The 15,148-nt window shown below is 47.2% G+C and carries 10 protein-coding genes and 2 pseudogenes; 8 read left to right on the forward strand and 4 right to left on the reverse strand.

The window, feature by feature from the left end:
• The first annotated feature begins 176 nt into the window (after positions 1–176).
• On the forward strand, positions 177–1,550 hold the full coding sequence (gene melB, locus FC652_RS14630) for a melibiose:sodium transporter MelB (RefSeq protein ID WP_176299178.1): 1,374 nt from the start codon (positions 177–179) through the stop codon (positions 1,548–1,550).
• A 127-nt stretch (positions 1,551–1,677) separates the two neighbouring features.
• A complete protein-coding gene (locus tag FC652_RS14635) occupies positions 1,678–2,412 on the forward strand; it encodes an RNA methyltransferase (RefSeq protein WP_011151593.1) in 735 nt (244 codons plus the stop codon).
• A gap of 115 nt (positions 2,413–2,527) precedes the next feature.
• Here the strand turns inward: FC652_RS14635 and fdxA are convergent, their stop codons facing one another.
• On the reverse strand, positions 2,528–2,851 hold the full coding sequence (gene fdxA / locus FC652_RS14640; protein ID WP_176299179.1) for a ferredoxin FdxA: 324 nt from the start codon (positions 2,849–2,851) through the stop codon (positions 2,528–2,530).
• Positions 2,852–3,139: 288 nt separating this feature from the next.
• On the opposite strand from fdxA, the gene FC652_RS14645 reads away from it, so the two are divergent.
• Positions 3,140–4,756 (forward strand): NAD(P)/FAD-dependent oxidoreductase, encoded by a 1,617-nt coding sequence (locus FC652_RS14645; protein WP_047111547.1) that lies wholly within the window; start codon positions 3,140–3,142, stop codon positions 4,754–4,756.
• Positions 4,757–4,901: 145 nt separating this feature from the next.
• On the opposite strand, the gene FC652_RS14650 is transcribed toward FC652_RS14645, so the two are convergent.
• Entirely contained in the window at positions 4,902–5,621 is a 720-nt protein-coding gene (locus FC652_RS14650; protein ID WP_165387740.1) for a GntR family transcriptional regulator, read from the reverse strand.
• A 259-nt stretch (positions 5,622–5,880) separates the two neighbouring features.
• On the opposite strand from FC652_RS14650, the gene mngA reads away from it, so the two are divergent.
• From mngA to manA, 4 genes are all read left to right on the forward strand, one after another.
• Positions 5,881–7,821, forward strand: a complete 1,941-nt coding sequence (mngA, locus tag FC652_RS14655) for a PTS 2-O-a-mannosyl-D-glycerate transporter subunit IIABC (protein WP_176299180.1) — start codon at positions 5,881–5,883, stop codon at positions 7,819–7,821.
• Positions 7,822–7,947: 126 nt separating this feature from the next.
• The gene (gene mngB, locus FC652_RS14660) at positions 7,948–10,602 is read left to right on the forward strand and encodes a mannosylglycerate hydrolase (RefSeq protein WP_176299181.1); all 2,655 of its coding nucleotides are present in this window, start codon (positions 7,948–7,950) and stop codon (positions 10,600–10,602) included.
• 70 nt (positions 10,603–10,672) lie between these two features.
• Complete coding sequence (locus tag FC652_RS14665; protein WP_176299182.1) at positions 10,673–11,833, forward strand: glycerate kinase; 1,161 nt, start codon at positions 10,673–10,675, stop codon at positions 11,831–11,833.
• Positions 11,826–13,019: a mannose-6-phosphate isomerase, class I gene (gene manA / locus FC652_RS14670; RefSeq protein WP_176299183.1), complete on the forward strand. Its 1,194-nt coding sequence runs from the start codon at positions 11,826–11,828 to the stop codon at positions 13,017–13,019. The genes FC652_RS14665 and manA overlap by 8 nt, the downstream gene beginning before the upstream one ends.
• A 297-nt stretch (positions 13,020–13,316) precedes the next feature.
• Here manA and FC652_RS14675 read toward each other — a convergent pair.
• A pseudogene (locus FC652_RS14675) lies at positions 13,317–13,784 on the reverse strand (TonB-dependent receptor); the annotation flags it as partial.
• 78 nt (positions 13,785–13,862) lie between these two features.
• Here FC652_RS14675 and FC652_RS14680 point away from each other — a divergent pair.
• Positions 13,863–14,783 carry an IS5 family transposase gene (locus FC652_RS14680; protein ID WP_176299184.1) on the forward strand — a complete coding sequence of 307 codons (921 nt, stop codon included), beginning with the start codon at positions 13,863–13,865 and terminating at the stop codon, positions 14,781–14,783.
• Between the two features lie 236 nt (positions 14,784–15,019).
• Here the strand turns inward: FC652_RS14680 and FC652_RS14685 are convergent.
• A pseudogene (locus tag FC652_RS14685) lies at positions 15,020–15,148 on the reverse strand (DUF3265 domain-containing protein); the annotation flags it as partial.

Consider the following 15,148-nt stretch of genomic DNA (forward strand, 5'->3'; position numbering starts at 1 on the left):
ATTGTTCGATATCTCATTTTTAAAACTTGTCTGTAAACGTTTCCATAAAGCGGTTTTTGATCACAGTAAGGCATTCAGTGTGTGAGTAGCATTAGCATCGAAAACTAAATAAAAGACGTCGACGTTATGAATTCTAGTTAGGGGAATGAATAGCAGTACGACACTAAGGAATGATTATGTCTGAAAAAATTACGCTACAAACCAAACTGTCCTACGGTCTTGGTGCACTCGGTAAAGACTTTGCTTGTGCACCTATCTACATCTTCTTAATGTTCTACTTTACGGACGTGGCCGGCTTGTCTGCTGCTTTCGTGGGTACCATCTTCTTAGCCGCTCGTATTATCGATGCGATTACTGACCCAATGATGGGGGTGATCGTCGACAATACGCGTTCTAAGTTCGGTAAGTTCCGTCCTTGGATTGTGATTGGCACGCTGTTAAATGCGATTGTCTTAGTTGGTCTTTTTAGCACGCATATGTTTGAAGGAACGACGCTTTACATCTACGCGGCCGCGGCTTACATCCTTTGGGGTTTAACCTACACCATTATGGATATCCCTTATTGGTCAATGATTCCGGCGCTATCAAGTTCTCGCCAAGAGCGTGAAAAGCTGGTGGTATGGCCACGCCTGTTCGCGAGCCTTGCATGGTTCATTACGGGGACATACGGTCTGCACATTGTCGGCGAGCTGGGTAACGGCAACCAAGGTGACGGTTTCTTTAATGTTGCGATGTTGATTGCGGTTCTGTTTGTGATGAGCGCATTCTTGATTGCGCGTAACGTCAAAGAGAAAGCGGCGCCGGCAAACGCGAAACCCGCAGAGAAATTCAGCTTCAAAGATGTACTGACTATCATCGGTAAAAACGACCAGCTTAAAGCGCTGATCGGCACGGTTCTCTCCTTCCAAATTGCGAACCTATTGGTGGGTGGTTTTGCGATTTACTACTTCTCTTACGCACTGGGCAACGCAGAGCTATTCCCAATTTACATGGCGGTGGCAGGCGCGGCAGAAGTGGCGGGGGTGTTCTTGTTCCCTCGTATCGCTTCTCTATTACCACGTAAGCTCCTATGGCCTATCGCTTGTGGCTTCCCAATTCTGTCTTGTGTGCTTCTGCTACTGATGGGCTTTGTTGCACCAGCCAACGCACTGATGATTGGTATGGCGGGTGCGGCAATTAAGTTCGGTGTAGGTATCGCGAACGCACTGCAAACGGTGATGCTGGCGGACGTTGTGGATTACGGTGAGCACAAAACCGGTCGTCGTAGCGAGAGTGTTATCTTCTCAGTACAAACCATGCTTGTGAAATTCGCAGGCGCAGCAGGTGGCTTCATTGTCGGTGTGGGCTTGTCGGTTGTCGGTTACGTCCCTAACGTAGAGCAATCGGCAAGCACCATCATGGGGCTTGAATTTATGATGATTGGTCTACCTGCCATCATGATGGCCATCAGTGGTGTGATTTACCAACGTTACTACCATCTGCATGAAGGGTTTGATAAGTCTGCAGTTGAATCCGAGGTAAAAGGAACGGGTTCTTTGGCTCAAGCCTAACCCGAACAAGCATCAGTCTGACGTAGCGCCAGACTGATGCTTTTTGCTTATCTTGTTTCCATTCAATCCCCTTTAGCTCGTCGCGGCTTTGCTCTATAATTCGCACGCTTTTATCTGGGACAATGCAATGATTTCAAAAAACCAACTAAAACTGCTTCGAGCTTTGGGGCAAAAGAAACAGCGCAAAGCGCTTGGCTTATTTCTGGTTCAAGGTGAAAAAAATGTCCTTGAGTTGGCCAACAGCACGCTCAAGGTGAAACAGGTTTTTGCCACGGCAGAGTTTCTACAGCAACATGCGGTTGAGCTGGCTGGTTATGAATGCATTGAAGCATCGCTGGATGATTTGACGAAGGCGAGCACACTGGTGAGCAACAACGCGGCGATTGCGGTGGTAGAAATCCCTGCGATTGAAACGCCAAAAGCACAAGGTTTGATGATCGCCCTTGATGGTGTGTCTGACCCCGGTAACCTTGGCACCATCATCCGCGTGGCGGATTGGTACGGCATCAAACACATTATTGCCAGCAGCGATTGCGCCGACCCATACAACCCGAAAACCATCAGTGCCACCATGGGCAGTTTTGGCCGTGTGCAGGTGAGCTTGGTTGATCTGCCCAGTTACTTAGAGCAGGCAAATTTGCCAATTTACGGTGCGTTTCTTGAAGGGGAAAGTGTTCATAAAACGACGTTTTCAGCGCAAGGCATTTTGCTGATGGGCAGCGAATCTCACGGTGTTCGTGAACAAGCGTCGAAGTTTGTCACTGATAAGATCACCATTCCAGCGTTTGGTGGGGCAGAATCACTCAATGTGGCGATGGCAACGGGCATTATTCTCGACAATATTCGCCGTCAGCACAGTTAGTTAAGCGTACTGTTTTGCCGCTGTGAAATAGCAAAAAAGCGTCGTGGAATACGACGCTTTTTTATAGAATCCGTTTTTCTCGAATCGGCTTAACCCATCGATTCGCTGGGAAAACTTATCTTTCGAGCATGTCCAACTTGTTTGGCACGCCATTCCACTTTTCTGCCTCATCCATTCCTGGCTTCACTTCGGTTTGTACTGGCCAGAGCTCGGCCAGTTCCGCATTCAGCTCTTTGTAGATCACTTGATCTTCTGGCAACTCATCTTCTTGGAAGATTGCCGCTGCGGCACACTCGTCCACACACAAACCACAGTCGATGCACTCGATGGGGTTGATCACCATGAAGTTCGGCCCTTCGTGAAAGGCATCCGCCGGGCAAACGGCGACACAATCCGTGTATTTACATTGGATACAGTTATCAGTTACCACAAATGCCATGACATAGCGCTCTTTAGTTCAGTGAAACACATTCTTCAATGACACGTTGCGGTCAAAAATGAAGAAGGGGGATGATACTGATCCCAAGGCAAAATTCAACATTGGTGACGGCGATTGTTCTGGTGAACTTTGCTTCGTTCTGGTTTTTAGTATGACCCAGTTCTGCTTTTTGTATGACATAGAAAGCAATTTCTCGTAAAATGCGCGCCATTGTGAGCTGCGCTGGTTGCTTTCCCTAAAAGGAAATGACTTAGCAAGGCTAAGACACCAACTGTAACGAGACATCCCATGATACGTTTAACTGAACTTCGACTTCCCCTCGACCATGAGGAAGGCGCGCTTCTCGAAGCCATTACCGCCAAGCTCGGCATTCCCGCAGAGCAGGTTCTTTCTTTTTCCATGTTTAGACGTGGTTACGATGCTCGTAAAAAGACCAACATCCAGTTGATCTACACGCTGGATATTGAAGTGGCGAACCAAGATAAGTTGTTGGCGAAGTTCAGTAAAGATCCCCATGTTCGTGAAACGCCGGACATGGAATACAAGTATGTGGCTCAAGCGCCAGCGAACCTCACTGAGCGCCCTATCGTGATCGGTTTTGGCCCTTGTGGCTTGTTTGCTGGCCTTGTGTTGGCGCAAATGGGTTTCAACCCAATCATCGTTGAACGCGGCAAAGAGGTGCGTGAGCGTACCAAAGATACCTTCGGTTTTTGGCGTAAGCGTACGCTGAATCCGGAGTCAAACGTACAGTTTGGCGAAGGCGGTGCGGGCACCTTTTCTGACGGTAAGCTTTACAGCCAAGTGAAAGATCCTAACTTCTATGGCCGCAAAGTGATCACCGAATTCGTTGAAGCGGGCGCACCTGAAGAGATCCTCTACGTAAGTAAGCCGCACATCGGTACCTTTAAGCTGGTCACGATGATCGAAAAAATGCGCGCGAAAATTCTTGAGCTCGGCGGTGAGATCCGCTTTAGCACGCGCGTTGACGATATCCATATGGAAGATGGCCAAATCACGGGCGTGACGCTGTCTAACGGTGAAGAGCTAAAATCTCGCCATGTGGTGCTCGCTGTCGGTCACAGTGCGCGCGATACCTTTGAAATGTTGCATGAGCGCGGCGTTTATATGGAAGCTAAACCGTTCTCTGTCGGTTTCCGTATCGAGCACAAACAGTCGATGATCGACGAAGCACGTTTTGGTTCAAACGCGGGCAATCCAATTCTCGGCGCGGCAGATTACAAACTGGTGCACCACTGTAAGAATGGCCGCACGGTTTATAGCTTCTGTATGTGTCCGGGTGGCACGGTAGTAGCGGCGACCTCTGAAGAAGGCCGCGTTGTGACAAACGGCATGAGCCAATACTCACGCGCTGAGCGTAACGCCAACAGTGCGATTGTGGTGGGCATCTCTCCTGAGATTGATTACCCGGGCGATCCGCTGGCGGGTATCCGTTTCCAGCGCGAGCTTGAATCCAATGCTTACCGTCTTGGTGGTGAAAACTACGACGCGCCTGCACAGAAAATTGGTGACTTCCTAAAAGGTCGCGATCCAAGTGCTCTTGGTGACGTGGAGCCATCATTCACGCCAGGTATTAAACTGACGGACCTTGAGAAGGCGTTGCCACCTTTTGCTATTGAAGCGATTCGCGAAGCGATTCCCGCGTTTGATCGCAAGATCAAAGGGTTTGCGTCTGAAGACGGTTTGCTCACTGGTGTGGAAACGCGTACCTCTTCTCCTGTGTGCATCAAGCGCGACAAAGAATACCAAAGCGTTAACCTTAAAGGTTTCTACCCAGCGGGTGAGGGTGCAGGTTATGCTGGCGGTATCCTCTCTGCGGGTATCGACGGCATTAAAGTGGCCGAAGCCGTTGCGCGTAGCATGGTGGCTCAGCTAGAAAACGCGTAAATAATAAAACGTTGAACAAGGGCTCGTAAGAGCCCTTTTTTGATCCTCACGTATCGCTAGATCTCACTTTTCGGTGCGGTTTTTTTGTATTGTTCACACGTTTCTAGGGGCTACGATTAACATGTTATTTGATATCGATAGACCATTAATGACGATTTCTCTTGGCAATTAAGGTGAACTTATATTCACTGGATTTAAAGTAATTACGACTGTATTCAAACACAGTATCGTCTTGGAGATGGCTACGAGTACGTTTTTCTATAATGGGTTGTGATGCATCAATGCCAAGTAAAATGGCGATCTCTTGTGGAGGGAGTACTGGAATGATCTCTTGTTCACTGCGATCGATAATTAACCCTTTATGCTTCTCTATGTAATCGTACTTTGACCCCTTCATGACTTGATACGTCAAGTCAGGAAACATTTCTGTCGGTAACCAAGTTTCTTCTACTGTAATGGGGTTATCATCGACATAACGGACACGCTTTACATAAAAAACTCTGTCTCCTTCATTGATCTGTAGTATTTCAGCCATGGATATCGAGGCACTGCGAATCTCAAAGGCTAGGACATCACTACGAATGATTGAATCCAAATGAGACCATTTTTCAGCAAAACTGCTTTGCTGGTAGATATCATAGTTAACTTTGTTTTCTTTTACGTAAGTGCCGCTGCCTTGCTTGCTTTCTAGCTCGCCGCTTTCAACGAGCAATTTAATCGCTTGGCGAACGGTCACGCGGCTAACGGAAAACTCTTCTCGTAATTGTGCCTCAGTGGGAAGGGCGTCACCGACTTTATATTCACCTGAGCTGATCTTGCCACGAATGGCATCTGCGATTTGTCGATACATAGGCAATCTTGCCATGGCTACCTCTCTTACACTGTTCCGATACGACTCGATTTGATGGAACAACACTTATATACGCTATAGTTAATCGTATCATACGAATTCGATTCAATATGACAAGCGGTTGTTTGATATGGCTTTAAATGAAACAATACAACAATAATACATATTTTGATTCAAATGAGATCCAGATCTCGGATAATTTGTATTTAATAGGTATTATTGGTCTCATTGTTGTACGGACAACAATGAATAATGTGACAATGGGACAAACGTTATGAATCTGACTTCTCTAACCCACCCATCGCTGATTAACCTACAGGCGACTTTTGCTAGTCGTGACGAAGCGATCCGTGCGCTGGCTGAACAATTAGAACAACAAGGCAAGCTGCACGATAAACAACAATACCTAGATGCGGTATTTGCCCGTGAAGAACAAGGACCAACCGCTTTAGGCGAAGGCCTGGCGGTACCTCATGGTAAAACAGATGCAGTAAAAGAAGCTGCCTTCGCGGTTGCGACACTAAAACAAGATTTAAAGTGGAAAGGCTTAGATGAAGATGAAGATGTGAATCTGATCTTCCTGATTGCTATTCCAAATGCTGAAGCAGGCTCTACTCACATGCACCTGCTTACCGAGCTAACAACAACGTTGGTTGATGACGATGTTCGTGAAGCGGTGCTGAATGCGACTACCACAGATGAACTTCTGGCGCTGTTTAATAAGCCTGACGAAGTGGTTATTGAACAAGACAACTTAGATACAAGTGCGCCAACGGTTGTTTGTGTGACGGCATGTCCTGCTGGTATCGCTCACACTTATATGGCTGCAGAATACCTAGAAAAAGCGGGTAAGAAGCTTGGTATCAATGTTCATGTTGAAAAACAAGGTGCTAATGGTATTGAAGATCGCTTAACGGCTGAGCAACTTAATAAAGCAGATGCTTGCGTATTTGCGGCAGAAGTCGCCATCAAAGAGCTAGAGCGATTTAACGGTATTCCTCGCGTTGAAGTGCCAGTTGCAGAGCCGATTAAACACGCTGAACGCATTCTTAATGAAGCGTTAGAAGCGGCAAAAAATGGTTCTGGTGCAGAGCGTGCCGTGGCAACGGATGCGCCGAAGAAACGTAACTCTTGGAAAACCGATGTGAAACAAGCGTTGCTTTCTGGTATTTCGTTTGCAGTGCCACTGATCGTGGCTGGTGGTACGGTGCTGGCGATTGCGGTTTTGCTTTCACGTATTAACCCAGAAATGCTCGCGCTTTATAACGAGGCGGGCAGTTGGTTGAACATGTACCGTAAGCTGGGTGGTGGTCTTCTTGGCGTGCTAATGGTGCCAGTGTTGGCTGCATACACGGCTTACTCATTGGCTGATAAACCAGCATTAGGACCAGGTTTCGCAGCAGGTCTTGCGGCGAACTTAATCGGCGCTGGTTTCCTCGGTGGTGTTGCTGGTGGTTTGCTAGCGGGCTACTTCATGCGTTGGGTGAAAGAGAATGTTCGTGTTAGCCCTGCCTTTAATGGTTTCTTGACCTTCTACCTCTACCCAGTACTCGGCACCTTGATCGTTGGTTCATTGATGCTGTTCGTAGTGGGTAAACCTGTCGCATGGCTTAACCAAGGGCTAACCGATTTCCTAAATGGTTTATCTGGCACTAATGCCATCATCCTAGGTGCGGTAATTGGTCTGTTTGTATCGTCTGACCTTGGTGGTCCAATTAACAAAGCCGCTTACCTATTCTGTGTGGGTGCGATGGCGAACGGTAACTTTGCGCCGTATGCAATCTTTGCCTCAGTGAAAATGGTGTCGGCATTTACCGTGACATTCTCGACTATGCTTCGTCCACGTCTGTTTAAAGACTTCGAGATTGAAACGGGTAAGTCAACTTGGTTGTTGGGTCTTGCGGGTATTACTGAAGGTGCGATTCCTATGGCGATTGAGGATCCAGTACGCGTAATTGGTTCATTCCTAGTCGGCTCGGCAGTTTGTGGTGCCATCGTAGGTGCCGCGGGTATCGGTCTACAAGCGCCGGGTGCGGGTATCGTATCGCTATTCCTACTCGATTACAGCGCAGAAATTGGTGCATTCGGTGCCGGTGCAATCTGGCTGGGTGCTGCTCTCATTGGTACTGCAATTTCAACCACGATGCTCATCGGTTGGCGAGCTCACGCAGTAAAAAAGGGTCAATTTGACGCTCAGGCAGCGACTTCAAACTAACGCTAAATAGCACTGGGCACAGGTTGACTGTGCCCTGAACAAGTTAGTAACAAGATTTAATCCCCATATTTTCAAATTTCGGGCCTCTTTACTGCTTAAGTAAATCGCTCAATAGGTAATACAGTTATGACAACATCTCGCGTTCATATAACTCCTCACATGCACTGGGATCGTGAATGGTACTTCACTACAGAAGAGTCTCGCATTCTGCTAGTGAACAACATGGAAGAAATCATGACTCGTCTGGAAAACGATCCAGACTACAAATACTACGTTCTAGACGGTCAAACCGCAGTTCTGGAAGATTACTTCGCAATCAAGCCAGAAAACAAAGAGCGCGTACGTAAGCTAGTACAAGCTGGCAAACTGATTGTTGGCCCTTGGTACTCTCAAACGGATACGATGCAAGTATCTGGCGAATCTATCGTACGTAACATGCTTTACGGATTGCGCGACTGTCTAGCACTAGGCGAGCCAATGAAGATTGGTTACCTGCCAGATTCATTCTCTATGAGCTCTCAGTTACCTGCTATCTACAACGGTTTTGACATCAATCGCGCCATGTTCTGGCGTGGTTGTTCAGAGCGTCACGGCACAGATAAAACCGAGTTCTTGTGGCAATCAAACGATGGCAGCGAAGTCTCTGCGCAAGTATTGCCACTGGGCTACGCGATTGGTAAATACCTACCGCAAGACGAAGAAGGTCTGTGCGCACGTCTAGATAAGTACTTCCCAGTGCTAGAAAAACCGTCGGTAACCAAAGACATCCTGCTACCAAACGGTCACGACCAAATGCCTATCCAAAAAGACATCTTCGAGGTGATGGATAAGCTACGTGAAATCTACCCAGACAAAGAATTCAAAATGAGCCGCTTTGAAGAAGTGTTTGAGCGTATTGAAGCCGAGCGCGATCAGCTTGATACCATCAAAGGCGAGTTCAACGACGGTAAATACATGCGTGTTCACCGTACTATTTCTTCAACGCGTATGGACATTAAACTGATCCACGCCGAAGTAGAAAATAAGATCGTCAATATCCTTGAGCCATTAGCGTCTATCGCATGGACACTGGGCTTTGAATACCACCACGGTCTAATCGAGAAGATGTGGAAAGAGAGCATGAAGAACCATGCTCACGACTCGATTGGCTGCTGCTGCTCAGACAAAGTACACGCAGAGATCTTGAACCGTTACATCCTTGCGGACGACATGGCGACCAACCTGATCAACTTCTACAAACGTAAGATTGTTGACCACATGCCAGCGCGCGAAGGTTGCGACAAGCTAGCACTATTCAACCTATCGCCATACGCTCGTGAAGAAGTGGTAAACACCACCATCACTATCCGTGCAGAACAGTTCAACCTGTTTGATGAAAACGGCACGCCAGTTGAGTACTTCATCCAAGATCAACGCGTAATCGATCCAGGTAAGATTGACCGTCAAATCGTTCACTACGGTAACTACGACCCGTTCATCGAATACGACATTCAAATCAAGCACACTGTGCCAGCGATGGGCTTCACTACCCTACACATTCAAGCGAATGAGAAAGGCACGCAAAAAGTGGCTGAGCAGAAAGCTTTCTCATATGAAAATAGCCTGCTGGAGAACGAATTCTACCGCATCAACGTCAACGCAAACGGCACTCTGAACATCTTCGACAAAGAGACAGAGCACCTTTACCAACAAGTGCTGCGCATTGAAGACGGCTCTGACGATGGCGACGAATACGATTACTCACCTTCTCGTAAAGAGTGGCTACTGTACTCAGACGCATTCGATGCAGAAGTGAATGTGAAGCACGAAGGTTTCCAATCTGTCGCAACCATCAAGCTGCGCATGAACTTGCCTGAGAACCTACAACAACGTGAAGAGCGCACAGGTCAAAACGGTTACCTAGACGTGAACTGTCAAGTGGTTCTAAAACAAGGTACACGCCGTATTGAAGTTCGCATGGAGCTGGATAACCAAGCTGACGACCACCGCGTTCGCGTATTAGTACCAACACCGTTTGTGTCTGAAACCGTAGTAGCAGACAACCAGTTCGGTTTGATCACTCGTCCAACGAACGATCCAGAAATGGCGAACTGGGAAGCAGACGGCTGGAAAGAAGCACCGGTGCCGGTTTACCAGTTAATGAACTTTGCCGCGGTTGAAAACGCACAAGGTGGTATGGCACTGATGAGCAACGGTCTGCGTGAATTTGAAGTGATTTCAAGCCAAGGCAATGAAGAGCGTGACACATTCGCCCTAACCCTTCTACGTGGTATCGGCGTACTGGGTAAAGAAGAGTTGATGCTTCGTCCAGGTCGTCCATCTGGTATCAAGATCCCGACGCCAGATTCTCAAGTGCGCGGCAAGATCGTTTGTGAGTTTGCGCTATTCGGTTTCGCGGGCAACCACATCGAAGCAAACATAATGGCAGCGGCTCGTGACAACGTGACTCCAATCCAGTGCTACAACAAGATCCCTTACAACGCGATGAAGCTGAACGTAGGCGAGCAAAACCTACCACTAACGCACAGCTTGCTAAACAAATCGCTTGAAGGCGCGGTACTGAGCGTACTGAAGAAAGCGGAAGACGAGGATGCACTCATCCTGCGCGTCTACAACCCATCAGAGAGCGAAGTGATTACCGATGCAGTGATGTTTACTTCAGAAGTAACGTCATGGAAAGAAACACAGCTAGACGAGAAAGTACTACCAAATGAGGTAGAAACGGCATCGTTTGGCATGCTGAAACCGTGTCAGGTTAAATCTTTCCAAGTGAAGTTCTAGAGCAGTCTCCACCTCATAAAAATATGGGGTGTTTGACCTGACCTCTCTGTCTCGTATTAAGGTTAATCACATGAAAATTGTTATTGCTCCCGACTCGTTTAAAGAATCGCTTACAGCGAAGCAAGTGTGCGTCGCGATTGAACGGGGTTTTCGCGATATTTTTCCGATGGCCAGCTACGAGCATTTGCCGTTAGCCGATGGTGGCGAAGGGACGGTGGATGTTTTGACGCTTGGCCTCAACGGTTCATGGAAAGTATCCCTAGTCGATGGGCCAACTGGAGTAAAAACCTATGCCAAGTGGTCGCTCTTGGATGAAGGAAAAACAGCACTTATTGAGGTAGCCGCCGCATCAGGGTTGGATTTGCTGCTGCCAAGCGAACGAAACCCAATGATAACGTCAACCTACGGAACCGGAGAGTTGTTGAGGCTCGCACTGGATGCCGGTGTTGATAAAATTCTTCTTGGTTTAGGGGGCAGTGCAACCAACGATGGCGGTGCAGGGATAGTGCAAGCGCTTGGCGGAATGTTACTCGATAGCAATGGAGATGAACTCGAAAAAGGAGGCGCCGCGTTAGAACATCTGGCGTCGATCAATCTTGAAAAAATCCATCCGAGATGCAAATCGGTACAACTTATTGTCGCTTGTGATGTGAGCAACCCTTTATGTGGTAAAGCTGGCGCTAGCCATGTCTACGGTCCGCAGAAAGGGGCAAGTGACGAAATGATCGTCAGTCTCGATAAAGCATTGGAAAATTTCGCTAGTGTTTCTTCCTCGTATCAGAGCGCAGATCCCATATCTCAACCTGGTTTTGGCGCTGCGGGAGGAACACCATTAGGGCTCTCTCTGTTGTTCAATATGGAAATGAAATCGGGTATTGAAATGGTACTCGATACACTTAATGCCGATGAACTCATCAAAGATGCCGATCTGATCATCACTGGCGAAGGACAAATGGACAACCAAACCTTGCAAGGTAAAACGCCATTTGGCATTGCAAAACGTGCACACGCGAGAGGCATTCCTGTCATTGGTGTGGCGGGATCTCTCGGTCAAGAAGTGGACGAACTTTACAGCCGAATCGATCCGCTATTTGGGACAGTTCGCGCGCCTCAAACGCTAGAAAACGTTTTAGAAGAAGCTGAGAAAAATGTAACCAGAACCTCAAGAAATATCGCCTCAGCGATTCGTTTGGGGATGTGTTTTGCCAGTGTGGAAGTGTCAAATGAATAACTCTATCTTTAAACTTGAAAATGTCATTCAGAATTATGTTTGGGGTAGCCAAACCGCCATCACTGAACTTTTTGGCATCGATAACCCAGAGCAAGTACCTCAAGCTGAAATTTGGATGGGCACACATCCAAATGGATGCTCAAAGTTGGCTCATACAGGTATGCTGTTGTCCGATTTCATCCAATCTGATCCCGCGAACGTGCTTGGTGATTACACCGTTGAACGATTTGGGGACTTGCCATTTCTCTTTAAAGTGCTGTCAGCCGAAAAGCCACTTTCTATTCAAGTTCATCCTAGTAGAGAAAAAGCGATAGAGGGTTATCAGAAAGAGAATTTGCAAGGCCTCCAACTAACCGACAGCAGTCGTAACTACAAAGATGACAACCATAAACCAGAACTGGTTTATGCGCTGACCTTCTACAAAGCGATGAACGGCTTTCGTACCATAGAAGAAATCGTGAGCCTATTTGACCAAGCTAAGATTGAAACACTCCGTTTAGACCTTGAAAAGCTCATTCTTCAGCCTACCTCAACGGGGTTGAAAGCCTTCTTTGATGTTGTGATGAATCTCTCTGCTGAGCGTAAACAACGCGCTCTTGCTGAGTTGTTACAAGCGGTTGATCAACCAGCAAAAACAGCGAAAGCACGTGAAGCGTTTGAGCTGATAAAAGAATTTCGCCAAGATTATCGAGATGACATTGGTTTGTTCTCTCCATTGTTGCTCAACATTGTTGAGCTTGAACCTGGCGATGCGATGTTTCTGCATGCAGAAACACCTCACGCGTATGTCAAAGGAACGGGCTTAGAAATTATGGCCAATTCTGACAATGTGCTGCGAGCGGGTTTAACGCCAAAACATATGGATATCGCTGAACTGATTGCCAATACCAACTTTATTTCGACAGACCGCGATGAGCTAATACTCAAGCCTTTCAATATTGAAAACAAAACTGCGTATCCTATCCCAGTCGAAGATTTCAGCTTTGAGATCGTCAACGTAGAAGCGACTGAACGTCGGCAATATGTGCGGAGTGCTGAAATTCTTTTTTGCATTGAAGGCAACTGTGCGATTCGTCATGGTTCCGATGTCGTTACTGTTGCTGCCGGAGAATCAGTTTTTGTCTGTAATTCTACAAAAGTTTACGAATACTTTGGTGAAGGTAGACTTGCTCGGGCTTTTAACTAAACCCTGTCTGAACTAATACTGCTATCTACGGTTCAGATTATTTTCGGTCTTTAAGTTATGCTCCTTTTTTGACCAGTCGCTGTAACAATGCGGCTTTTTTTTGCAGCAAAGCTGACAAGCCAGTCAGGCAGAAATCTAACGGAAAGAGTGAGAATGTTACTTGGTGGCAGGAGAGCATATGCTCGCCGCCATGTGGAATGGAAAGCGCATTAACAGTATAAAAATTAGCACATGTTGCTCTGTATAGATGGGTGAGGTGGCCAATGCCTCACCCTACTTGTTGTCGATTCTATTTGGTTAGAAGCCGTAATTCACGTTGAGCTCGACGGTTTGCTCCGCGCCAAACCAGCAGTTGGTCTGGTTGTAGCATGAGTAATATTGCTCATTGAACAGGTTGTTCACCACCAAGTTAACTTGCGCGCCATTGAGTGAATCACTCGCGCTGCCCAGGTCGTAACCAAGCGAGAGGTCAGCGACCGTGTACGATGGCACCTTGCCTTGGGTGTTGGTAGCATCCATTTCCATTTCGCCCACATAACGCACACCACCACCAATACGAGCACCACTTAAAGCACCGGAAGTGAGGTAGTAGTTCGTCCAAAGATTTGCGCTGTGTTTTGGCACATAAATCGGTGTCGTCCCGACAAGCGTGGCATCGGTGGCTTTTTTCACTTCCATATCAAGGTAGGTGTAAGAGGCCAACGCCTCCCAGTTGTCAGCCAGATAGGCTTGCCCTTCAAGCTCGACACCTTGAGATGTTACTTGGCTTTGTTGCGTAATTCGAGGGAACTAAATCAGAAGGTTACGATCTGATCGGTTAAGTAAGTTAATTCCCCTAGTCTCATGCCGAAACCTCGCTACAAAACAACGAACTGGAAACAGTACAACAAAACCTTAATCAACCGTGGTTCACTCACTTTCTGGATTGATGAAGAAGCCATTCGCCAGTGGAAGCAGAGCAAACAAGATAAACGTGGTAGACCTCGCCAGTTCAGCGACTTAGCCATTACTACTGCGCTTATGGTGAAACGAGTTTTCTCAATGCCGTTGAGAGCATTGCAAGGGTTTATCGATTCTGTTTTTTCATTGGCTAACGTCCCTATAGTCTGCCCACATTACAGTTGTATCAGTCGAAGAGCTAAGCAAGTCGAGGTTTCATTTAAACCAAAGACTAGAGGTGCAATACAGCATCTAGCCATTGATGCAACAGGTCTCAAGGTTTATGGCGAAGGTGAATGGAAGGTCAAGAAGCATGGTACTGACGGGAAGCGTAGAGTCTGGAGAAAGTTGCATTTAGCGGTAGACACCAGCACTCACGAAATCGTCGCGGCAGAACTGAGTTTATCTAATGTTACCGATGCAGAAGTCCTTCCTAACTTGCTCAAGCAAACACGCCGAAGAATTATCGAGATATCTGGTGATGGTGCTTATGACACAAGGGATTGCTACGAAGCCATACGGTTCAAGCGAGCTGTACCACTCATCCCTCCTAGAGAAGGGGCTGCCTTCTGGGAGAGTGGCCACCCTAGGAATTTAGCGGTAGGTTGCCAGAAGCTCTACGGCTCCAACAATAAGTGGAAAAAGCGGTACGGCTACCATAAACGCTCACTATCAGAGACAGCAATGTATCGAGTGAAGCAGTTGTTCGGTGGGCGATTAAGCCTGAGAACCTACAATGCTCAGGTTGGTGAAACTTACGCCATGATAAAAGCGTTAAACAAGCTCACAGGGCTAGGTATGCCCGAAACGATGGTGATCGCCTAACAATTAGTCATGTTAGGCGTGTTTTTAACTGAAATCGAATTAGGAAACAAAGCCGATAGAACCAGCAACCCTAACCTTATGCCTACCCGAAAATTGACTGAGGCAATTCCCTGAATTTCCAGCACCAAAGAATAAGTGTCCCGAAAACAGCGTCCAATGAAGCCAACTTGCCGACAAACTCGAAACCAACCAGCCGAGGGAGCATAGAAAAACAATAAACCACTGATTTTACGTGATTAAGCATAACGCTGCGTTAAGGGGTGAATGCCGCCTAAACCAACCTTTCGCAGACCATTTTCACCACTAAAACTCACCGCATACCAAAAATGCCACGCGGCATGAATCCCTCTTGAACGCCTTGTTAT

Source organism: Vibrio sp. 05-20-BW147, from assembly GCF_013369385.1.
GTDB lineage: Bacteria > Pseudomonadota > Gammaproteobacteria > Enterobacterales > Vibrionaceae > Vibrio > Vibrio floridensis.